General features: G+C 40.2%; 16 protein-coding genes. 3 read left to right on the top strand and 13 right to left on the bottom strand.

Translation table 11 applies throughout. The features are described 5' to 3' along the window. Positions 1 to 109: 109 nt before the first annotated feature. The 11 genes from LQ201_RS14190 to LQ201_RS14140 all read right to left on the bottom strand — a co-directional run bounded on the left by LQ201_RS14190 (position 110) and on the right by LQ201_RS14140 (position 15,915). Positions 110 to 1,735 carry an NADP-dependent glyceraldehyde-3-phosphate dehydrogenase gene (locus LQ201_RS14190; RefSeq protein ID WP_057930772.1) on the bottom strand — a complete coding sequence of 542 codons (1,626 nt, stop codon included), beginning with the start codon at positions 1,733 to 1,735 and terminating at the stop codon, positions 110 to 112. A gap of 116 nt (positions 1,736 to 1,851) precedes the next feature. Continuing rightward, positions 1,852 to 3,291, bottom strand: coding sequence for an MFS transporter (locus tag LQ201_RS14185; protein WP_230143280.1), 1,440 nt, complete (start codon positions 3,289 to 3,291; stop codon positions 1,852 to 1,854). 20 nt (positions 3,292 to 3,311) lie between these two features. Continuing rightward, positions 3,312 to 3,974 carry a bifunctional 4-hydroxy-2-oxoglutarate aldolase/2-dehydro-3-deoxy-phosphogluconate aldolase gene (locus LQ201_RS14180; RefSeq protein ID WP_230143278.1) on the bottom strand — a complete coding sequence of 221 codons (663 nt, stop codon included), beginning with the start codon at positions 3,972 to 3,974 and terminating at the stop codon, positions 3,312 to 3,314. After that, complete coding sequence (locus LQ201_RS14175; RefSeq protein WP_230143277.1) at positions 3,967 to 5,022, bottom strand: sugar kinase; 1,056 nt, start codon at positions 5,020 to 5,022, stop codon at positions 3,967 to 3,969. The genes LQ201_RS14180 and LQ201_RS14175 overlap by 8 nt, the downstream gene beginning before the upstream one ends. Before the next feature lie 114 nt (positions 5,023 to 5,136). Then, on the bottom strand, positions 5,137 to 6,537 hold the full coding sequence (gene uxaC, locus LQ201_RS14170) for a glucuronate isomerase (RefSeq protein WP_230143276.1): 1,401 nt from the start codon (positions 6,535 to 6,537) through the stop codon (positions 5,137 to 5,139). 190 nt (positions 6,538 to 6,727) lie between these two features. Next, on the bottom strand, positions 6,728 to 8,374 hold the full coding sequence (locus LQ201_RS14165) for a UxaA family hydrolase (protein ID WP_230143275.1): 1,647 nt from the start codon (positions 8,372 to 8,374) through the stop codon (positions 6,728 to 6,730). A gap of 1 nt (position 8,375) precedes the next feature. Next, positions 8,376 to 9,887 carry a tagaturonate reductase gene (locus LQ201_RS14160; protein WP_230143274.1) on the bottom strand — a complete coding sequence of 504 codons (1,512 nt, stop codon included), beginning with the start codon at positions 9,885 to 9,887 and terminating at the stop codon, positions 8,376 to 8,378. Between the two features lie 55 nt (positions 9,888 to 9,942). Further along, positions 9,943 to 10,956: a pectate lyase gene (gene pelA, locus LQ201_RS14155; RefSeq protein WP_230143273.1), complete on the bottom strand. Its 1,014-nt coding sequence runs from the start codon at positions 10,954 to 10,956 to the stop codon at positions 9,943 to 9,945. 233 nt (positions 10,957 to 11,189) lie between these two features. After that, positions 11,190 to 13,121: a glycoside hydrolase family 88 protein gene (locus LQ201_RS14150; RefSeq protein ID WP_230143272.1), complete on the bottom strand. Its 1,932-nt coding sequence runs from the start codon at positions 13,119 to 13,121 to the stop codon at positions 11,190 to 11,192. Positions 13,122 to 13,126: 5 nt separating this feature from the next. Then, positions 13,127 to 14,800 (bottom strand): glycoside hydrolase family 28 protein, encoded by a 1,674-nt coding sequence (locus LQ201_RS14145; RefSeq protein ID WP_230143271.1) that lies wholly within the window; start codon positions 14,798 to 14,800, stop codon positions 13,127 to 13,129. Between the two features lie 158 nt (positions 14,801 to 14,958). Further along, the gene (locus LQ201_RS14140) at positions 14,959 to 15,915 is read right to left on the bottom strand and encodes a pectinesterase family protein (protein ID WP_230143268.1); all 957 of its coding nucleotides are present in this window, start codon (positions 15,913 to 15,915) and stop codon (positions 14,959 to 14,961) included. 360 nt (positions 15,916 to 16,275) lie between these two features. On the opposite strand from LQ201_RS14140, the gene LQ201_RS14135 reads away from it, so the two are divergent. Then, positions 16,276 to 17,916, top strand: coding sequence for a glycoside hydrolase 43 family protein (locus LQ201_RS14135; RefSeq protein WP_230143267.1), 1,641 nt, complete (start codon positions 16,276 to 16,278; stop codon positions 17,914 to 17,916). 4 nt (positions 17,917 to 17,920) lie between these two features. Beyond that, positions 17,921 to 18,712 (top strand): rhamnogalacturonan acetylesterase, encoded by a 792-nt coding sequence (locus LQ201_RS14130; protein ID WP_230143264.1) that lies wholly within the window; start codon positions 17,921 to 17,923, stop codon positions 18,710 to 18,712. Between the two features lie 31 nt (positions 18,713 to 18,743). On the opposite strand, the gene LQ201_RS14125 is transcribed toward LQ201_RS14130, so the two are convergent. Both LQ201_RS14125 and LQ201_RS14120 read right to left on the bottom strand, forming a co-directional pair. Beyond that, entirely contained in the window at positions 18,744 to 18,995 is a 252-nt protein-coding gene (locus tag LQ201_RS14125) for a DUF6814 family protein (RefSeq protein ID WP_215165650.1), read from the bottom strand. An 11-nt stretch (positions 18,996 to 19,006) separates the two neighbouring features. Then, positions 19,007 to 20,530, bottom strand: coding sequence for an MFS transporter (locus LQ201_RS14120; RefSeq protein ID WP_230143262.1), 1,524 nt, complete (start codon positions 20,528 to 20,530; stop codon positions 19,007 to 19,009). Between the two features lie 151 nt (positions 20,531 to 20,681). On the opposite strand from LQ201_RS14120, the gene LQ201_RS14115 reads away from it, so the two are divergent. Continuing rightward, positions 20,682 to 21,572 carry a bestrophin family protein gene (locus tag LQ201_RS14115; protein ID WP_230143261.1) on the top strand — a complete coding sequence of 297 codons (891 nt, stop codon included), beginning with the start codon at positions 20,682 to 20,684 and terminating at the stop codon, positions 21,570 to 21,572. Positions 21,573 to 21,686: the final 114 nt, after the last annotated feature.

The raw sequence follows: 21,686 nt of genomic DNA, 5'->3' as shown, positions 1-21,686 counted from the left end.
CAGCCGAGAGCCTGACCAGACCTTTCGGGGAAGCAATCTTCTAGAATCGACAATTAATTCTTCGTGTTAAGATTGCTTAGTCGTTCCTCTTCGCAATGACGATTATCCTTTAAAAAATATACTTCGTACTTAAAAAGTTCGAATCATCTCCTTTAACAATTTCGTTCAACAACTTTTTATTATCGTCTGTAAATTTGGTTGCTACCAAAGAACGGATCGAGAACGAACGCAATGCATCCACTACAGAAAGCGTTCCTTCAGCACTGTCTTTACGACCGGTAAAAGGGAAAGCATCTGGTCCGCGTTGACATTGGCAGTTGATATTTACACGACTTACCTGGTTAACCAAAGGATCGATCAACGAAGAAATTACCGCAGCGTTGTTGCTAAAAATACTCACCTGCTGGCCATGTGGCGAACCAATTAAATATTCGATAGGTTCTTCCAGATCATCAAACGGAACAACTGGAACGATCGGACCAAACTGCTCTTCGCGGTATAGTTTCATATTGCTGTTTACCGGATACATAATAGCTGGATAAACGAAAGTTTCTAAAGTTTGTCCGCCATTTTTATTGATCACTTTAGCGCCGTGCGAAACTGCATCATCAATACATTCTTTTAAGTATTCAGGTTTGTTCAGCTCGGGCAGCGGTGTGAGGTTTACGCCTTTCTCCCATGGCATACCAAATTTCAGTTTCTCTACTTCTGCAGATAAACGTTTTAAAAACTCCTGTGCTAAACTGCGGTGAACATAAACGATTTTAATCGCGGTACAACGCTGTCCGTTAAAAGAAAGCGAACCCAGAACCGTTTCAGAAACCGCTAAATCCAGATTGGCATCTTTAGTAATGATTGCAGCGTTTTTAGCATCCAAACCTAAAATTGCCCTTAAACGGTTTACTTTAGGATGCAGTTTTTTCAGTTCGTTGGCTACTTTACTCGATCCGATTAAGGTAAGTACATTAATTTTTCCAGATTTCATTAGTCCTGGCACAATGGTATTGCCACGGCCATAAATGGTATTTACAACACCTTTAGGGAAGCTGGAACGGAAAGCCTCTAATAAAGGATAGTGCAATAAGGTCCCATGCTTAGGTGGTTTGAATAAAAGCGTATTGCCCATAATCAAAGCTGGAATAAGCGTCGTAAAAGTCTCGTTTAACGGATAGTTGAACGGCCCCATACAAAGCACCACACCCAGTGGAGAACGACGAACCTGTGCCACAATTCCCTGCTCTATTTCGAAACGTGACGATTGCCTGTCGATATCTTTCAGTGCATCAATGGTGGCATAGATGTACTCAACCGTGCGGTCGAATTCTTTAACCGAATCGGCGTAGGATTTACCGATCTCCCACATAATCAATTTCGCAACTATTTCTTTTTGCTCAATCATTTTATGAGTGAAGTTTTCTACGCAGCTAATCCGATCAGCAACGCTCATGGTTGGCCATTGTCCGCGGCCATTATCATAAGCGGCTACAGCTGCATCTAAAGCTTCTGTCGACTCTTTTTCTGTACAAACAGGAAAACTACCTATACGCTTTCGTTTTAAGCCTTCGGGGGTTTTTACGCATACCGGAGAAAACACTTCATTAAATGGTCCATTCCATGGTTTCATCTCTCCATTTGAAAGAAACTCTTTTTGATTGATTTCTTCCTTGAGCCTAAATTCATCTGGAATCTGGCTCTCTTCAACGAAAATACTTTCGAGGTTTAGCGATGTACTCAATTTGGGTTGTTGTTAGGGTTAAATTAATGTTAAGTCTATAGTTTAAGTATAGATTTATTGTTGTAAAAAGGCCGGGTATCAGGATTCTTTATGCTCCTTAAGCCCCAGCCTTTAAATTATTTTAGTTCGATTACTTTATATTTTGGGACTAAGGTTTTCATTACAGTCCAACCGATAAGATAACATACCGCACAGATAGAGAAAATAATAAAATAACCTGCTTCCTCACCTTTAAAACCCATAAAAACAATCTGATTTTTGCCTGTATAATCAAACAATAAACCAGAGCCTTTATTGATAATGAAAGAGCCTAATCCGCCTGCCATACCGCCAATACCCGTAATGGTGGCAATTGCCTTTTTAGGAAACATATCGCCTACGGTTGAAAATATATTTGCCGACCATGCCTGGTGAGCCGCACCTGCAATGCCAATAATGATTACCGGAATCCAATAGGTAATGTGCCCAAGAGGTTGTGCCGCTAAGGCTAAAAGCGGGAAAAATGCAAAAATCAGCATTGCCCTCATTCTACCTTCATACGGGTTCATGCCTTTTTTATCAACGAAATAGGTTGGTAACCATCCGCCGATAATAGACAGTAAGGTAATCATATAAAGTACAAATAAAGGAAGTGCACTTTGCGTAGAATCCATTCCATAAACAGATTTTAAATAGGCAGGTGTCCAGAATAAAAAGAACCACCACACCCCATCTGTCATAAATTTACCAAAAGCAAAAGCCCAGGTTTGTTTATATTTAAAACAGTCGATAAACGAAACTTTTTCTTTAGTCTCTTCTACATAATCAGCCATTTTACGATCATTGATCACATCCTGCTGAATATAAGCCAACTCTTCAGGACTAACTCTTTTATGCAACTCTGGTTTGTTATATACAAACACCCATAGCCCCATCCATACAAAACCAAGTGCACCGATAATAATGAACGACATTTCCCATCCGTAAGCTTTTGCAATAAAAGGGATGGTAATCGGTGCAGCTAACGCACCTACCGTAGCTCCTGCATTAAAAATACTGGTAGCAAACGCCCTGTCTTTTTTAGGAAAGTACTCTGCAGTAGCTTTAATCGCAGCAGGAAAATTTCCCGCCTCTCCAACAGCCAATACAAAACGGGCAAAAATAAACAGGGTAACACTTACCGAAACAATTAATCCGGTATCGTTAACACGTGCAATAACTTCTTTAGCACCCTCAAATCCTACAAACCAGTTTCCATTGATGATCCCGGCAGTTGCAATGCCACAGAAGGCATGTAGACAGGCTCCAACAGACCAAACGCCTATTGCCCATAAAAAGCCTTTTTTGGTATCCAGTTTATCAACCAAACGACCTGCAAAAAGCATCGATATTGCATAGAAAATAGAGAACAGTGCAGTTATATTTCCATAATCATTATTATCCCAATGAAATTCTGGTTTAATAAAATCTGTCCAGGTTAACGAAAGTACCTGCCTGTCTAAATAATTTATGGTTGTAGCTAGAAATAACAGCAAACATATGGTCCATCTGTATTTGCTTGTTTTGGATTGGTTCATTTGGTTAGGGTGTGTTAAATTTATTTACTCTGCTGAATTAAGTCAAGCGCTAATTTTGTATTGTCGAATAACTCCTCATAAAGACCTTTGCTCATCACATCTTTACTGATTAATTTGCTGCCCATACCTACGGCACAAACGCCTGATTTAAACCAGGTTTTTAGGTTGTCGGCATTAATTTCTACGCCACCAGTTGGCATAAACAGCTGTCCGGCGAAAAGATCTTTAATTGATGAAATAAATTCAGGGCCTAAAATATTGGCAGGGAAAATTTTGATCAGCATGGCTTTGTGCTCTTGAGCGACACTGATTTCAGTCGGCGTCATACATCCAGGGATCCAAAGCATACCAATTTTGTTTGCAATTTCGGCAACTGCCGGATTTACGATTGGTGCCACAATAAAATCTGTTCCGGCTTCGATAAATGCATTTGCATCTGCAGGCGTTTTAACGGTTCCGATACCCAAATAAAGATCAGGCATTTCGGCATCCCGGATTTCTTTTAACTTTTTAAAGTTCGGCAGGGCCGATTTACCCCGGTTGGTATATTCGAAAACACGAACGCCAGCTTTATACAAAGTGCGTAATATTTCTACGCTACCCGATTCGCTATCCTGGTAAAAAAGGGGTAACATGCCCTGCTCTAAAATGGCATCTAAAATTTTGTGCTTGTTGCTAATCATTGCGTATTATTCTTTTTTCTATATCGGCTACAGTACTGGTTGTAGCATCGCTTGGAATGTATAATTTATCGTATGCCGCTGCGGTGGCAAAATTCAAGGTTTCTTTGGCCGACAACTGGTTGTAAAAGCCATAAATCAGGCCCGCCATAAAACAATCGCCACTACCCACCTTATCTAAAATTTCTTCTGAAACATATTCTTCAGAAACCGTTAATTCATCAGCGGTATAAATGGAAGTATAATACCGGATGCCTTTACCATGATCGAACCTGAATGTATTTGCAACGGCCTTGCAAGCCGGAAACAAACTTAATATTTCTTTAGAAGTATCTGTTGCCTGTTGCAGTAACGTTTCCTTTGCATAACCCTCTGTTGGTGTTAAATCTTCGTGAAGTGCAGTGCCCAACATTTTATTGGCGGCCCACACATTGCCCATAATCAGGGTGCAATATTGAGCCAGTTCTGGTAACACATCAATCGGATCTTTACCATACTTCCAAAGCTTGGCGCGATAGTTTAAATCGAGTGAAATGGTAATATTTTTCCCACTGGCCGCTTTTAAAGCTTCTAAGCAAACATCAGCAATAGATTGATTTATCGCCGGACATATTGCGCTGAAATGAAACCAGCTCACACCTTCAAAAACTTCATCCCAGTTAATCTGGCCAACTTTTAAATCTGCATAGGCAGAATTTGCCCTGTCGTAAATTACACCTGCATTTTTAAGGTCTTTCCCTTTTGGAAGATAGTATAAGCCCAAACGTTCGCCATGGTAAACCATTGGTGTGGTATCAATGTTCCGTGCATCCAGATAATCTACAATCTCTCTGGTTACCGAATTATCAGGCACAGCCGATAAGTAAGTTGAAGGAACATTCCAAAGTGCCAGCGCTGTTGCTACATTGAGCTCCGCACCGCCCACATAAAATGGTAGTTTATTTTCTTTTAACCACTGGCCGTCCATATCGGGACAGATGCGCAAAAGTATTTCACCAAAGCTTAAAACTTTTTCTCCTTTTTTTGATGAAGCGAATATTTGGGTGCTCATTTTTGTATCTAATCGGCGTATTTCATGCTGTTTTCTGCAACGCTATGAAAATGGAAGGAAAACGATTGAAATGATTTGATTCCAACGAAATACCTCTTTAAAGCCCTATTTTGGTTAAAATTTAAAGTAATTTTTTGCGTTAAAGTACGAAATATCCTGAACAATTTTGCCAACCCACTCCAAGTCGTTAGGTAATTCGCCGTTCTCAATGTCTTCTCCAAAGAGGTTACAAACGATCCTTCTGAAATATTCGTGACGGGGAAAAGAGAGGAAACTGCGCGAATCGGTAAGCATACCCACCAAACGGCTTAGCAGACCCATGTTTGATAATGCATTTAATTGTTTGATCATGCCATCTTTCTGATCCAAAAACCACCATGCCGAACCAAATTGCACTTTACCCGCAACCGAACCATCGTTAAAGTTTCCGATCATCGTTGCAATTAATTCATTATCAGCTGGATTAAGATTATAAATAATGGTTTTTGCCAGTTTATCCTGGTTATCTAAACGGTTTAAGAATTTAGAAAGCATTCGGGCCTGACTAAAATCGCCAATAGAATCCCAGCCGGTATCAGGTCCTAATTGCCTTAACATCCGGGCATTATTGTTTCGCAATGCACCCAGGTGATATTGTTGCACCCAGCCTTTTTCGTGATCCCATTCTGCAAAATAAATCAGCATGGCCGATTTAAATTTAAGGTTCTCCTCGTAAGAAATATGTTGTTTACTGCGGATTTTATCAAAGATTGCTGAAATTTCTGCTTCTGTATAATCTTCAGCATAAATCTGCTCTAAACCATGGTCAGAAACTGAACAGCCATTTGCCGCAAAGTAATCGTGACGGCTTTTCAACGCATCGATATAATCCTGAAAGCTACTGATTGTTTTATCTACAACACTTTCCAGTTTGTCAATATATTCATTTAAACCTTCAATATCGTCGCTGTTCATCGCTTTATCCGGGCGGAAGGCCGGCAACATTTTAAGGTTTGCGCCTTCTCTTGCCAATTGCTGGTGGTAGTTTAAACTATCCAAAGGATCATCGGTAGTACAAACGGCTTCTACATTCATTTTGGCCAGCAAACCGCGTACAGAATATTCAGGTGTTTGTAATTTTGCAGAACATTCGTCGAAAATTTTCTGTGCCGTTTTACCAGAAAGTAAATCAGTTATACCAAAATAGCGTTGAAGTTCCAGATGTGTCCAGTGGTATAAAGGATTGCGTAAAGTATAGGGAACGGTTTCTGCCCATTTCTCAAATTTTTCATAATCTGATCCTACACCTGTAATGTATTTTTCATCAACACCGTTGGCACGCATGGCTCTCCATTTGTAATGATCGCCGGCAAGCCAAACCTGACTGATGTTGGCAAACTGAGTGTTATTGGCAATCTGCTCTGGAATAAGGTGATTATGGTAGTCGATAATCGGCAATGATTTTGCAAAATTGTGATAAAGCTTTTCAGCAGTTTTGCTTTGCAAAAGAAAATTTTCGTCTAAAAAAGGTTTCATGCTATGTGATTTGAGATAAGAGATTTGAGATGATCAAACCGCTTATCTATTCATTTTTTATTTATCCCCGGTCTGTGTCCTCACAGATCAGAACTCAATTTATGTTTTATTCCCTTGGTGGTCTGTGAGGACACAGACCACGGAATATGGTTCCAAGACTCACGACTTGGGACTTATGACTCCAGACTCACTAAAGACTAACTCCCCGTTTCCATGGAATAAAATCATCCTGATTAAGCAATACCGCTTTAGGAATTACTTCGCCGCTGGCTGCTTTAATGCAATACTCCAGTATATCTTCTCCCATTTGTTCGATGGTTTTTTCGCCTTCGATTACCGGGCCGCAGTTGATATCGATAATATCGCCCATACGTTTGGTTAATGCATTATTGGTTGAAACCTTAATGGTTGGACAAACCGGGTTTCCGGTTGGTGTGCCCAAACCTGTAGTAAACAAGATTAATGTTGCTCCAGATGCTGCTTTTCCAGTAGTAGCCTCCACATCATTTCCAGGAGTACAAACTAAATTTAATCCTGGTTTTGTAGCAGGCTCAGTATAATCTAAAACATCTTCCACTGGCGATGTTCCGCCTTTTTTGGCTGCACCGGTACTCTTAATCGCATCGGTAATCAAACCATCTTTTATATTTCCAGGCGATGGATTCATGAAAAATCCTGAGCCTACATTTTCTGCAGATTGATTGTAAGCAGTCATCAATTGGATGAATTTACGTGCTGCGGTTTCATCTTTTGTACGGTCGATTAACTGTTGTTCTGCGCCGCAAAGTTCAGGGAACTCGGCAAGAAGTACAGTGCCACCTAAAGCCACCAGCAAATCAGACGTATAACCTACTGCCGGATTAGCGCTAATTCCGCTAAAACCGTCGCTACCGCCACATTTAACACCTAAAACCAGTTTGCTTAAAGGCGCTGGCTGACGTTCGATTTTATTAATTTCAGTTAAACCAATAAAAGTTTTTCTAATGGCTTCTTTAACCAGTTGTTCTTCGCTTTGCGATTGCTGTTGTTCAAAAATGAATAAAGGTTTATCGAAATTTGGACTACGGTGTTTTAAATCGTCCATAAAATCTTTAACCTGTAGGTTCTGGCACCCTAAGCTCAATACGGTAACGCCCGCAACGTTAGGATGATCGGCATAAGCAGCCAATAATTTACTTAATACAGCAGCATCCTGACGGGTACCACCGCAACCACCCTGGTGATTTAAGAATTTAATGCCATCAACATTTTTAAAAACACGGTTGGCTGATGGATTTGCAATTCCAATTGAACTTGGATCAGCTTCTTCCAGGATTTCGCCGTTTTTATAAGCCTCAACCAGTTCATGGGCATAAGATTTGTATTTATCGGTTACGGCATAACCCAATTCATTGTGCAAGGCTTCACGGATCACATCCAGGTTGCGGTTTTCGCAGAAAACGGTCGGAATAAACAACCAATAATTTGCAGTTCCCACGCGGCCATCACTACGAATATAACCATTAAAGGTTCTGCCTTCAAATTTAGAAACATCAGGTGCATGCCATTCGTAATGATACGGGCGAAACTCGTAAGGATCTGATGCGTGTTTAGTGTTTTCAGTATCCATTAAGCCGCCTTTTAGGATGAAATGCTGCGCTTTCCCCACCAGTACGCCATACATAATAATGTGATCACCTGCATTCATATCCTGCATAAAAAACTTATGCTTTGCCTGGATATCATCCTGTAAAATATATTCCTGTCCATCGTAAATAACGGTTTCGCCTTTTGCCAGGTTTTGCAGGGCAACAAGTACGTTATCGTTGGGATGGATTTTTAAAATTCTAGTAACCATTTTAAATTGTTCTTTCTGAATGCAAGTTACTTAAAGTTTCTTTTGCACCCTTGTTCTGTAATAAATCAACGTAAGATTTTACGGCCGCGTTAAAGCCAGGATAGTTATTCAAGTTTTTATCCCAAAGACGTCTGTCGCCAAGGGTATTATCTACAACCGTTTCAGGGTTTTTCCAGTATTCGTATAAAATTTCTGCAAATTCATCCTGTATCGGAAAGGTTTTTCCGTTTGCGCTGGCCGTGTAAGTATCACCATCTTTATTCACATTCATAAAAAGGATATATGCTGCCACACCTAAAGCGGTAAGTTGAGGTACTTCATTTTTTAAAGCGTAATACCTTCTGATTAACGGCATGTTACGCATCTGCATTTTTGAGGTGAAGTTTAGCGTTATGGCTTGCCACTGGTGTTCTAAGGACGGATTGCTAAAACGGTCGATTACGCTTTCTGCAAAGGCAATCGCTTCGTCATAGGTAATATCTTCATTTACTACAACAGGGGCAATTTCATCTTTCATCAGTTTTAACACATTGGCTGAAAAATCTTCATTCGCCATAGCCTCTTTTACGGTATTAAAGCCAGCTAAAATGGCCAATCCACAGCTAATGGTGTGCGTACCGTTAAGTAAACGGAGTTTTAGCTCTTTAAATTTATCGATCGATGGAACAATAAAAACCCCCTTATCAGCCTTTTCAAAAGATAAAATTTCCTTCACTTTTTCGCTTGACGATTCGATGGCCCAAAGCCTGAAAGGTTCGGCCATAATCATGAGTTCATCTTCATAACCCAGTTCACGTTCAATCGCTTTTTGTTCGGCTTCAGGAAGTTTTCCCGGAACAATCCGATCAACCAAAGTTTTGCAGAAATGATTGGCCGTTTTTAACCAGTTTTCGAAATCCCATCCCAATTTATTCTGGATGGCCAGATCTAATAAAATTTCTTTCAATTTATCAGCATTATCACTGATTAATTCCGTTGGAACAATCACCATTCCACTTTCGGCCGAACCATTAAAAGCAGTGTATCTCTCGTGCAGGAATGCAAGTAATTTTCCTGGATAAGATTGTGGTGGATTATCAGTTATTTTATCTTCGCTTTTAACAATCCCAACTTCAGTTGTATTCGAAATTACAACCTGCATTTCTGGCTGGTGGGCCGCTTTTAAAATTTCGGCCCAATCTTGCGAAGCCGACAGCACTCGGCTAATAGAAGAGTTGATTGAATTTTCTTCAACATTAACACCATCTTCGATACCCTTTACACAAAGCGTGTATAAATTATCCTGTTTCGAAAATGCATCTGCCCCGCCTTTTGAAGTAGATTTAACCACTAAAATACGTCCGTTAAAAATACCTTTCTGGTTGGCCTTATCAATAAAATAATCAGGCAGACCACGTAATAAAACGCCTGTTCCAAACTGAATTACTTTTTCCGGTAAAGCCAAAATTTCGGCGCTTGGTTTAGTAACCTTGTCGCCGTTAATGTTTGCTAAATTTTCTTTGTTTAAAATCATATCCTTGCGATTTCCGTCATTGCTTTATTCCTAGCAATCACGATTTATATTTTATTTATTTCCCATTCGTGCTTAACCACTTCGGGTATTCCTTTTCAATTAATTTTTGCCCCCAGTTGCCATACCAGGCATAACCGTTTCGCCGCTCAGGACTTAACTCTTCCAATTTTGTTTTAATCGTATTGTCGCGGTCGCCGAAAATCGGGGTGTTTTTCTCTATATCGTAAAAACGGGCCCAAGCCATGCTGGTGTTATCGGCAACCAAAGCCGAAATATTTTTGTTCCGATCAAAACGGTAGCCGGCAATTTTATAGGTATCGAACCATTTCACCGCTGCTGCAACTGCATTTTTCACTTCTGGTGAAGGGTTTTTAAGCCTCATCAGGAAACGGACAATGCCTGCCGATTCACTTGTGCTTAACGAAGCCGGCTCAAATGCTCTTGCTTTTGCAGGTAACATCGAGTCTTTATCGTATTGCGCAGCCCAAATGGTTAGCACTCCGTTCTGCTTTACTTGTGTTTTAATAATGCAATCGATACCTTTTATAATGGCTTTTTCGGCTTTTTTGATGTAAGCTGGATTCACGACCTCAAAATCATTTTTCTGTGTAACAATATCTTGTAGGATATTTAACACATTGATCATTGCATCATCATTATACGTAATTTCCGAACGGTACAAAGTTTTATCCGGATAATACTGAGGCCAGCCGCCATTTGCATATTGGGCAGCTAAAATATAATCCAATCCTTTTTCAGCTGCAGTTAAATAAGCCTTATTCTGCGTTTTTTTATAGGCTTGAACGAGGTATACCACTTCTCTGCTGGTGGCCCTATTATCGAATGTAGCATGCAGATCTTTTGTGGCTTTTATCCTGGCCAAAAGCTCAGGTGTTAAGGTTGCACCATAGTTAACCACACTTTTATCTTCCAACTGCTTAGGCCAACCGCCATTGCCGAGTTGATATACAAGCATTTTTTCTGCGGTAGAATCGGTAGGCTGCTGCGCATAACACGATAGTATTAAGCTTGTACAGATCAGGGTTAACAATATTTTTATTTTCATCATTTTGTTTGTTAGTTTTTTGCAAGTGCAAACACTGATTATCTTATTTTTTGCCACGGAAGCACGGACTAACACGAAGTATTTTTCTCTCTTTTATCCATGGTCTGTGTCCCCACAGACCATTAGCTATTTCTGTGTCTCTGTGTTTTGTGACCAATATTATTTATCTGTGCTAATCCTGCTTATCTGTGGTTAAATTCTTTTCCGTGCTGTGGCTAACATTAATTTATGTATGCCTACTTTTTACTCGGCACCTGTTTAATCAACCAGTTTACTAGATCGTTCGTTGCCTTAAAGTTTTCAAAATCTGCGGGCAATTTTCTGCCATCGATATATTCATTATAAAACCACGGATCACCTACCGCGAAAACGGTTCCCTTACCATATTTTGCTGTTGCAATAAGCACATCACCATTATCTTTTAAAGCCGAAACGGCAGGGCTTTTTGCCACAATAGTGGAAATCTCTTTGATATAAACTTTCTTAGCTGTTTTAAAAATTGAATTTCCGTCGGGGATTTTCACTGCGCCCTGTTCAAAGTTCGAACCTTGAACCTTGTTGCGGCTATCCTCGTTAAAATGAATACCAAATGTTTCTGGTAATACGTTAAATTTCGAAATTTCACAATTGCCAGCATCGTTTAATAGCAATACCAATACGCCACCCGCTTTAACCCATTCGCTAACCTGCTTGGCATGTGCGGTATTCATAAAATTTGGGTTTGCAGTTTCTTTTTCCGTATCAGGATCTACAATAATGTAAATGTTACTTCCTTTCAAGTTTGCTGTTGTTGGTGCAGTTTTAAGGGTAGCGGTTTTAACGCCTGCATCATTAAATACTTTACCAAATAATGAAAAACCGTTATTATCATCTTCTTCCCATATGTAATGGAAAGGGATTTTATCTCCGGTTGGGCCGGTCATATACTCGTTATTGAAAAAACTATCAACTGTAACGGTTAAACCTTTACCTGTTTTAGGGAGTGCAGCAATTTCCATTTCTGAAGCGGCGCAGATAAACGCCCCTACACCTTTCGGATCGTTGGTGATTACTTTTTCGCTAATGTAATAGTCGAAACTTCCATCGCGGTATTTTGGTTTTCCGCCCAATCCCGATACCGAAACGGTTTTGGTCAGATTAATTCTTTCTGCTCCTGCTTGTTCAACAAATTCTTTCTTTAAGCCTGCGTAACCTTTATTTGCAGCAGCCATAAATGATGGTGCCAACCAACCTTTGCGCACCCCTTTGGCCAAGCCATATACAAACATGCTCGATGCCGAGCTTTCCAGGTAATTTCCTTTTCTGGTTGGCATATCTAAAATATCGAACCAAACACCCGATTTCGCATCCTGGTATTTTACGGTAGCAGTTGCTGTACGGTTTAAAATGGCGATTAATTCTTTCCGTTGTGGATGATTGGCCGGAAAATTATCCAGCACATCTACCAATGCCATAATGTACCAACCCATTGCCCTTCCCCAGAAATTTGCTGAGCGACCTGTTTTTTTATCGGCCCATTGCTCTGCTCTGCTCTCATCATATCCGTGATAAAGTAATCCTGTTTTAGCATCTCGGGCATTTTTCTCCATCAGGATAAACTGCTTTGCAATGTCGTCGAAAGCGGCATCTTTTTTCATCAGCTTGGCATACTCCGCGTAAAACGGTTCGCCCATGTATAAACCATCCAACCACATTTGATTGGGATAAATTTTCTTGTGCCAAAAGCCACCTTCTTGGGTACGCGGCTGTTTTTGTAGCTGATCGTATAATTTGGTTGCCGCTAACAGGTATTTCTGTTGTCCGGTAACTTTGTATAACAATAATAACGAACGTCCATTTTTAATGTTGTCGATATTAAAATCATCAGGTTTATACGTATTGATATTTCCTTCCTTATCCAAATAGGCATCCATTGAGCTTTGGATGTACTTGAAATATTTCCCATCGCCGGTATTCCGCCAAACCGCTGCAGCACCTTCCAGTACCACACCCATGTCGTAGGTCCATTTAGGGCCTTTGGCACCTTTTAACAGTGTAGTATCCTGAAACAGTTTTTCCATCGCTGTTAGGGTTAACTGTTCTGACAATTTCTTTTGGGCAAATCCACTTTGTGTTAAAATAGAAAAACCGATGAGCGCAGCTGCTGTATATAGAATTGATCTCTTCATGTTTGTTATTTTGAAATTTCCAGTGCTTTTTTATCTACCTCTATACCTAAAAGTGAAGCCATTTTTGCTTTAGAAACATCTGTTCCGCTAATTTTTACACCTTTTGTTTTTTCTCCCGACACGTCAAACAAAACCTTGCTGTTATCAGGGTATTTTAAGTTACTGATATTGATGTTCGAACTGTTCTGGATCATTACAACCGGACTGGTGTCTTTGGTAATTACGTTTATGTTTTTCAGAAAAATTCCAGAAGCTTCAATAATTTCAATGCCTTTTTTCGCTTTTATGGTTACGTTTTCCAGGTGGATATCTTTGATGTTCATTTCTGGCAATCCCCTGAAAAATATGGCTTTCTCAGCGCCATTGGCTACCACATCTTTAATGTAAAAGTTTCTGAACTGAGGGGTAGCTTCGGTTACCGGAACCGTTACCGTTTTAATGGCTTCGCGTTTTTCGCCTGCCAAAGGAACCGGATCAACCGCAGCATAATACATATCGAACAGAATCGCTTCACCCGGAATATCGATCATGTTGATGTTGTTGATATAAATATTTTCTACAACGCCGCCTCGGCCACGGGTAGTTTTAAAACGCAGGCCAATATCGGTGCCAATAAAAGAACAGTCGTATACCCAGATATTTTTCGCACCACCACTCATCTCGCTCCCGATTACAAAACCGCCATGGGCATGGTAAACCACATTATTCCGAACAATTACATTTTCTGTAGGTACGCCACGTTTGCGGCCCGCTTCGTCTCTTCCCGATTTAATACAGATCCCATCATCACCCACATCAAAAGTGCTGCCTTCAATCAATACGTTTTTGCACGATTCTACGTCAACTCCATCACCATTTTGTGCAAACCAGGGGTTTTTTACCTGTAGGTTTCTTAGGGTTAAATCCTCGCAAAGCAAAGGGTGTAAATTCCATGCCGGTGAATTTTGAAAGGTAACACCTTCTAAAAGAATTTTTTTACAACCCGTTAACACCAGCAGATTCGGGCGAAGGAAATCTTTGATATCTTCATAATCGGCTGCTGTTTTACCAGCCTCAATTACGCCGGCATTTTTGGTATTCGAACCTTTAACGGTTTTCTCAGATGGGTACCACATTTTTCCATCGGCCCTCACTACGCCGCCAGATGCCACCAAGGTTTTCCACTGTGTTTCGGTCAGTTTATCTTTTTTAACCATACGCCAGGCTCCACCGTTCCCGTCGATAATCCCGGTTCCGGTAATGGCTATATTTTCGAGGTTGACACCAGAAATCGGACTCTGGTTTCTCCACGCTGGCTGGCCTTCCCAATTTCCCTGTACCAATCTGTATTGGTTAAAGTCGTCGGTAAACTGAAGAATTGCATCGCGTTTAAGGTGTAGGTTTACATTACTTTTTAACTCAATAGGACCAGTTAACCACAAGCCTGATGGAATTAAAACCACACCACCACCTTTTTGGCTTACACTGGCTATGGTTTTATTGATGCTTTGCGTATTTAAGGTAATCCCATCGCCCTTTGCGCCAAAACTGATAATACTTGTGGTATCTTTTTTAAATTTAACCTGCTGAATAACGGGTAGGCTTTGCTGTTGTTGCGCTATGGCAGCACTTGCAGAAGATAAAATTAAGCATGCCAGCGCTATTTTAATACGGCATAAACGACCAGAAATATGTTTCATTATTTGTGCTGTTAAATTATACTTGGTTATTGTAATAACAAGTGTACGTTGTTTGCACTTAAAATAGAAGAGAAATCTATGCAATCGTTACCGGAAAACGACACAAAAAATAGTTTTCAAACAGCTTATTAACATCTGTATATCAATTATTTAACAACTTATTTTGCCTCCGGATTCCAACCACGGAAAACGTTTTCCAAAATGTAACTTTTATACGCTTCGTCTGTTAATTGATGCGACCAATTTACCCGGCTTTTTGGATCGGCTCCTTTTCCAGTGCTTTTATATTCAGCGTAATAGGCTGTTTTCTCGTTGCTTTCCTTGCCCCAGTTGTTCCAACCCTCAGGGCGGATAAAATCTGGCAGTTCGCAGTTGAGGTAGGCAACCTTTGCGTAAGGCCTCCATGGGCGACCCAAATAAAAGCTATTGGCCGGTGCATCTCCCTTGATTTTGCATTTATTAATTACATAACCAAATTTTGTAGTATCAGCAGTTGATGCCGCGGTGATATAACCCGCCTTTTTGCAGAAAATGGTGCAGCTTTCAAACCACGCTGTAGAAGCGCCGAAAATAAAATCGACCGTCCCTTCGATGTAACAGTTTTTATAATACTGGCGGTTGTTGCCTCCGTAAGTATAAAGTGTATCCTGAAAGCCTAAAAACCTACAGTTGGTAAAAATTAATTTATCACCGCCTGCCCAAACCGCAACGGCTTGCCCCACCGGACCTGATGAATTTTCGAAGGTGATGTTTTCTGCAGAAAAGCCTTCGCCATAAATATAAAAGCTGGAAGAACCTGAAGTGCCTTTTTCTTCTCCAAAAGCATTCTTCTTTTGCGCATAATCATCATACGTTAAAATGGTTTCGTTAAGACTTTCCCCAATAAATTTCACATTCTTTTTAGAGGCCGCCAAGATTAGCTTTTCTTTGTAAATACCTTTTTTGATAAAAATTATGGTTGTTTTGTTCCTGAAATCGGGCACAGCGTGTATCGCTTCCTGTACCGTTTTAAAGTTTCCGCTTCCATCGGCAGCTACCACAAAATCTGGCTTAATGTCTAGAGCATAAACTACTGATGAAACGGTTATCAGAAAAAATAGGATGATTGCTTTCATATCAATTTGGTTAGACTTAAATTAAAATCGGCCACGTAAAAGTATAAACTTTGTAACGCAGCCGTGTTTTTAAAATATATGATGAACAATTTTAAACATTAATATTCATCAGAAAGAAGTTTTTTCAAGATTAAACACTGCAAACGATGTCGGGAACGATTGCACAATAACAACTTGCCTAAAAATAAAAAAAGACTTAACCTTGTTAGTAGGCTAATTTGATAAAATAGACTCGTCGTCATTCCCAACTTGATTGGGAATCTTAATGCCAATCACAAGCCGCATTAAGATCCCCGCCTGTGCGGGAATGACGTAACGCTAGATAAATAACTGACCAAATATTAAAAACATCATTGTATAATGAAACATCTATTTAGTTTAATCCTTGTTTTGAGCTTTAGCATAAATACCTTTGCCCAACCTGCTCCAAAAAGTGGGTACATATCTAAAGTTTGGGTTTCTGATCTAGGTAACGGAACCTATAAAAATCCGGTTATCAACGCCGATTATTCTGATCCCGATGCTATCCGGGTGGGAGATGACTTTTATATGATCGCCTCCAGTTTTGACGCCATCCCGGGCTTGCCGATCCTGCACTCGAGAGATTTGGTGAATTGGAAAATAATCGGCCATGCCTTAAAACGCCAGCCTCCATTTGAGCATTTCGAAAAAACACAGCATGGCAATGGTGTTTGGGCACCTTCCATCCGCTACCGCAATGGCGAATTTTATATTTATTATCCTGATCCTGACTTTGGGATTTATTTAACCAAAGCTAAAACCATAACCGGCGCCTGGTCTGTGCCAAAATTGGTCGCCGCAGGTAAAGGATTGATTGATCCCTGTCCGTTTTGGGATGAAGATGGCAAGGCCTACCTCGCTTACGCCTACGCAGGCAGCCGTGCGGGCATAAAAAGTGTTTTGGCCATTATGCCATTAAGCAGCGACGGATCAGCAGCTACAGAAACCGGCAGAATTGTATACGATGGCCACGAACTCGACCCTACCATTGAGGGTCCAAAAGTTTATAAACGCAACGGCTATTATTATTTGTTCGCACCAGCAGGGGGCGTTTCTACAGGCTGGCAATTAATTTTGAGAAGTAAAAACATCTTCGGCCCATATGAAAGGAAAGTAGCCATAGATCAAGGGAAATCTTCGGTAAATGGTCCTCATCAGGGCGCCTGGGTAAATACGCAAACAGGCGAAGATTGGTTTCTTCATTTTCAGGATAAAGATGCTTATGGTCGCGTTGTTCACCTGCAGCCTATGAAATGGATCAATAACTGGCCTGTTATCGGGCTTGACGCAGATGGCGACGGCAAAGGCGAACCGGTTATCACCTATAAAAAACCAAATGTGGGCAAGGTTTATCCGGTTGAAACACCTGAAGAAAGTGATGAATTTACCACACCAAAACTAGGCCTACAATGGCAATGGCAGGCCAATCCGCAACCAACCTGGTTATTTACTGATGCAGGCAGTGGTTTATTAAAGTTATATACTTCGAAAATTCCTGATGATGCCAAAAACCTTTGGGATGTTCCGAACCTGTTGATGCAGAAATTTCCTGCTGATGAATTTATGGCAACAACAAAACTCTTATTTAAACCTAACCCAAAATTGGAAAACGAAAAAACAGGTTTGGTAGTAATGGGGAGAAGTTATGCGCAGATTAGCATTAAAAGCAAAAAAGACGGATTATATCTTATATACGGTGTTTGTCAAAGTGCCGACAAGGGAAAAGCCGAAAATGAAAAGGAAATTACCAAACTAAAATCGGGCTTGGTATATTTCAGGGTTAAAGTTACTAATGGTGCAAAATGCCGGTTTAGTTACAGTGAAGATGGAACCCGTTTTACGGATGTAGGAGATGAGTTCCAGGCCACGGCGGGCCAATGGATCGGCGCAAAAATGGGAATATTTGCCGCCAGAGATACCCAAACCAATGATTCAGGAATTGCCGAATACGATTGGTTCCGTGTACAAGCATTAAAATAACAAGATGAAAAAACATAAATACCTTATCGCAGCTCTTGGCACCGTTTTCTTAATGTCTTTCATTGTAAAACCCAAACCTGTTAAGGTTTATTTAATCGGCGATTCTACCGTGGCAGATTATACCCTAGATGAAGGTTATCTGCAGAAAAAGTATCCCATTACAGGCTGGGGGCAGGTTTTTCAGCAATTCTTAAAAAAAGACAGTTTAAAAAAATTAAACAGACTAATTAAAAGCGACAGCGCTTTGGTTATTGATAAAGCAAAAGGGGGAAGAAGTACCAGAAGTTTTTTTGAAGAGGGAAGGTGGAAAGAAGTTTTATCAACCCTGGAAAAGAACGACCTGGTGTTGATCCAGTTTGGGCATAATGATGCCGCTAAAGATAAACCTGAACGTTATGTTGATATTCCGGGCTATAAAGATTTTTTAAGGATGTACGTGAAAGAAACAAGAGCAAAAGGTGCTTTACCGATCCTGATCACACCGGTTACCCGCAATTACCCCTGGAAAGATGGTAAACTGGGTAGTGCACATGGCGAATATCCACAAGCAGTGAAAGATGTGGCCAAAGAGTTAAATACACCCGTTATAGATCTAACCTCACTTTCAGCGAGTTTTTTCACAACAAAAGGCAATGAATTTGTAAGCAAACATTACTTTATGAATTTAGACTCAGCCAAATATGAGGCTTATCCAAAAGGACAAAAAGATAATACGCACTTCCAGCCAGGAGGAGCCAAAGCAGTTGCGCAGTTGGTTTATAATGAATTAAAAAACATCAACCGCAAGACCAATTAAGGAAAAGATATTAACGAACAGCGTATATAAATTACAATTCCTCCGAACTTTCCGGCAAGCGATCATACTCTCCCTTCCAGGCATAAAAGCCAAATATCATCAATCCCAAACTGATCGGGAGGAAAATAAACAGGATAATTGCCCATTGCAGAATGGTATTGGTACGTTCGATATCCGAATGGGTCAAGCCCACTTTGTCTATTGCCTGGATAAACAAAAATGTCATTGTTAATGGCCCTAAAACCATCCAAACCAAGCCTAAAAATTTCTTTAACGTATTCATCTTCTTCGTATCTAGTCGTTAATATTTTCGTCTCTTTTATTCGATAAATAAATTGTGCCAATAACCAGGCTCAATGCTGCTATACCTATCGGATACCATAGACCTGATAATGGCGTAGAACCTGAAAAGCTTGCAATTAGTGTTGCTATAAATGGCACAAGCCCTCCAAAAACACCGTTGCCGATATGATAAGGCAGCGACATAGAGGTGTACCTGATTTTAGTAGGGAATAGCTCGACAAGGAAAGCCGCAATTGGCCCATAAACCATCGTTACCAGCAAAATCTGGAAGAAGATTAAACCGACAAATTTCCAGAATATTGGCGTAGGCAAAACTTTATCTTTTATTACTTCTTTACCTAAGAGAATCCCTTTGGTTGCAGAAACCGTATCGGTTTGCACCTTATTAAAGGATGCACCATTTTTAAGCATTATTTTAGTAGAAACCGTTCGCAAGCTATCAGTTGAGTTCGCAATTAAAACAGAAGTTACCGGAGCTGGGCTGGCAGATAAAATATCAGTCTGTTCAATTTTTGTATAGTCGGTATCATCTAAAAACATTTGATAGATTGGGCGATAGAAAAGAATACCCAAAAGCATACCGCTCAGCATAATCCATTTCCGGCCAACCTTATCACTCCAGGCACCAAAAACCACAAAGAATGGCGTGGCAAAAGCGATTCCCCAAAGTAAAATATACCTCGAGTCGTTAAAATCTAATCTACAGGTATTCTCTAAAAATGATTGTGCATAAAATTGACCTGTATACCAGATTACCCCTTGTCCCATGGTAGCACCAAATAAAGCCAGCAGTACCATTTTAAAATTCGCTTTGTTGTTAAAACTTTCTTTTAAAGGGTTTTTTGAAATATTTCCTTCAGCTTTCAATTTAGAAAACATTGGCGATTCGTGCATTTTCATGCGAATATAAATCGACACCACAACAAGCACAATGGATAGCAGGAAAGGAATTCTCCAGCCCCAATCGCCAAAAGTTTCGGCACCTAAAATGTTTTTCGTGATTACGATAATCCCTAATGAAAGGAACAGTCCTAAGGTTGCTGTAGTTTGAATCCAGCTGGTAAAAAAGCCCCGTTTATCTTTAGGTGCGTGTTCTGCAACGTAAGTTGCAGCTCCACCATACTCTCCGCCAAGGGCTAATCCCTGAATCAGCCTTAGTATTAAAACCAAAATTGGTGCGGCATAACCAATGCTTTTGTAGGATGGGATTAAGCCGATAAAAAATGTCGACCCACCCATCAGCACCAACGTGAGCAAAAAAGTATATTTTCTGCCGATTAAATCGCCAAGCCTGCCAAAAACCAATGCGCCAAAGGGACGAACGATAAAGCCTGCCGCGAAAATTGCCAAAGTGTTGATCAGGGCAGATGCCCCTGCATCTTCTGGAAACAATTGATGGCCAATGATAACTGCAAGGCTACCAAAAATGTAAAAATCGTACCATTCAATCAGCGTACCTAAAGAAGATGCGCCGATTACTTTAAAAATATTGTTCTTGGGTAAAGTGTCGCTCATAAGAAATAAGAATATTTGGTTTCCCAAGATAAACATTTGCATGACAATCGGCAACCTGTACTGTCTGTCATTTAATTTGTTACATTGCCAAACATTTTGGCTTTAGTTTTGTATTTTCATCCGTAACGAATTTATTTCCCATTCAGATTATATGCTTTTAATACAAAACATCAGGTTAAGTAGAATTTTAAGAAATACGTGGCACGTTGATCTGATCATGATTGCCTCCTGCACTGCGGCTTACTTTGTACGCGAGTATTTAATTGCGCATCATTTTTCCATTCCATCCATTATTCCAACGGTTTTAGGTACTGCTATCGCCTTTTTTATCGGTTTTAACAACAACCAGGCTTACGATAGGTGGTGGGAAGCCCGAAAAATATGGGGTGCTTTGGTAAACGATTCCCGCTCTTTTGCAAGGGCATTGATTAATTATGTTGATGAGGATGAGAAAAGCGTAAAACGGATGATTTGCAGGCACATTGCGTTTTTATATGCTTTAAAGGCAAGTTTGAGGGGAACGGTAGACGAAATTTACACCAAATATTTATCCGAAGCTGATTTAAATGAAATAAAAAAACATAACAATGTGCATAATGCGCTTTTAAATATACAATCAAGAGATTTACAGAAATTATCAAAAGCCAATGCCATTGATGGTTTCCGTTTTATTGAGATCAATGAGATGCTTACACGATTTTCCGATTCTATGGGCATGAGTGAACGCATTAAAAACACCATATTTCCTACTACCTATTCCTACCTTACTAAAGTATTTATCTGGTTATTTGTGGTAACATTTACTTTGGTAATCAGTCAGGATGCAGGGCCTGCAGCCATATTTTTGGGTTGGTTAATAGGTTTCGTATTTGTATCTACACAGATTAATGGAATGAGCCTGGTTAATCCTTTCGAGAACAATTCAGCAGGTGTTCCGCTTAACCAGATTACGAGAACGATAGAGATTAATCTATTGCAGATGCTCGAAGAAGACGAGATCCCGGAACCAGTTAAGCCGATTAATGACGAATATGTGCTCTAAGCTGTTAACAGCTTGAGGGAATCCGTCATTTCGACCGTAGTGGAGAAATCTTTGAACTTTTATATCGAAGAGGGCAAAGATCTCTCCATTCCGTTGCACTTCAGTCGAGATGAC

It is taken from the genome of Pedobacter sp. Bi126 (assembly GCF_918698245.1).
Classification (GTDB): Bacteria; Bacteroidota; Bacteroidia; order Sphingobacteriales; family Sphingobacteriaceae; genus Pedobacter.
Note: the sequence above shows the minus strand (reverse complement) of the source record. Positions and strands in the feature narration are given on the sequence as shown.

What these genes read in the sequence shown, in the direction of transcription:
- LQ201_RS14125 (WP_215165650.1), bottom strand. Translation starts at nt 18,995, where the DNA reads ATGAATACGTTAAAGAAATTTTTAGGCTTGGTTTGGATGGTTTTAGGG.
- uxaC (WP_230143276.1), bottom strand. Translation starts at nt 6,537, where the DNA reads ATGAAACCTTTTTTAGACGAAAATTTTCTTTTGCAAAGCAAAACTGCT.
- LQ201_RS14115 (WP_230143261.1), top strand. Translation starts at nt 20,682, where the DNA reads ATGCTTTTAATACAAAACATCAGGTTAAGTAGAATTTTAAGAAATACG.
- LQ201_RS14160 (WP_230143274.1), bottom strand. Translation starts at nt 9,887, where the DNA reads ATGATTTTAAACAAAGAAAATTTAGCAAACATTAACGGCGACAAGGTT.
- LQ201_RS14120 (WP_230143262.1), bottom strand. Translation starts at nt 20,530, where the DNA reads ATGAGCGACACTTTACCCAAGAACAATATTTTTAAAGTAATCGGCGCA.
- LQ201_RS14135 (WP_230143267.1), top strand. Translation starts at nt 16,276, where the DNA reads ATGAAACATCTATTTAGTTTAATCCTTGTTTTGAGCTTTAGCATAAAT.
- LQ201_RS14140 (WP_230143268.1), bottom strand. Translation starts at nt 15,915, where the DNA reads ATGAAAGCAATCATCCTATTTTTTCTGATAACCGTTTCATCAGTAGTT.
- LQ201_RS14180 (WP_230143278.1), bottom strand. Translation starts at nt 3,974, where the DNA reads ATGATTAGCAACAAGCACAAAATTTTAGATGCCATTTTAGAGCAGGGC.
- pelA (WP_230143273.1), bottom strand. Translation starts at nt 10,956, where the DNA reads ATGATGAAAATAAAAATATTGTTAACCCTGATCTGTACAAGCTTAATA.
- LQ201_RS14145 (WP_230143271.1), bottom strand. Translation starts at nt 14,800, where the DNA reads ATGAAACATATTTCTGGTCGTTTATGCCGTATTAAAATAGCGCTGGCA.
- LQ201_RS14150 (WP_230143272.1), bottom strand. Translation starts at nt 13,121, where the DNA reads ATGAAGAGATCAATTCTATATACAGCAGCTGCGCTCATCGGTTTTTCT.
- LQ201_RS14130 (WP_230143264.1), top strand. Translation starts at nt 17,921, where the DNA reads ATGAAAAAACATAAATACCTTATCGCAGCTCTTGGCACCGTTTTCTTA.
- LQ201_RS14175 (WP_230143277.1), bottom strand. Translation starts at nt 5,022, where the DNA reads ATGAGCACCCAAATATTCGCTTCATCAAAAAAAGGAGAAAAAGTTTTA.
- LQ201_RS14185 (WP_230143280.1), bottom strand. Translation starts at nt 3,291, where the DNA reads ATGAACCAATCCAAAACAAGCAAATACAGATGGACCATATGTTTGCTG.
- LQ201_RS14165 (WP_230143275.1), bottom strand. Translation starts at nt 8,374, where the DNA reads ATGGTTACTAGAATTTTAAAAATCCATCCCAACGATAACGTACTTGTT.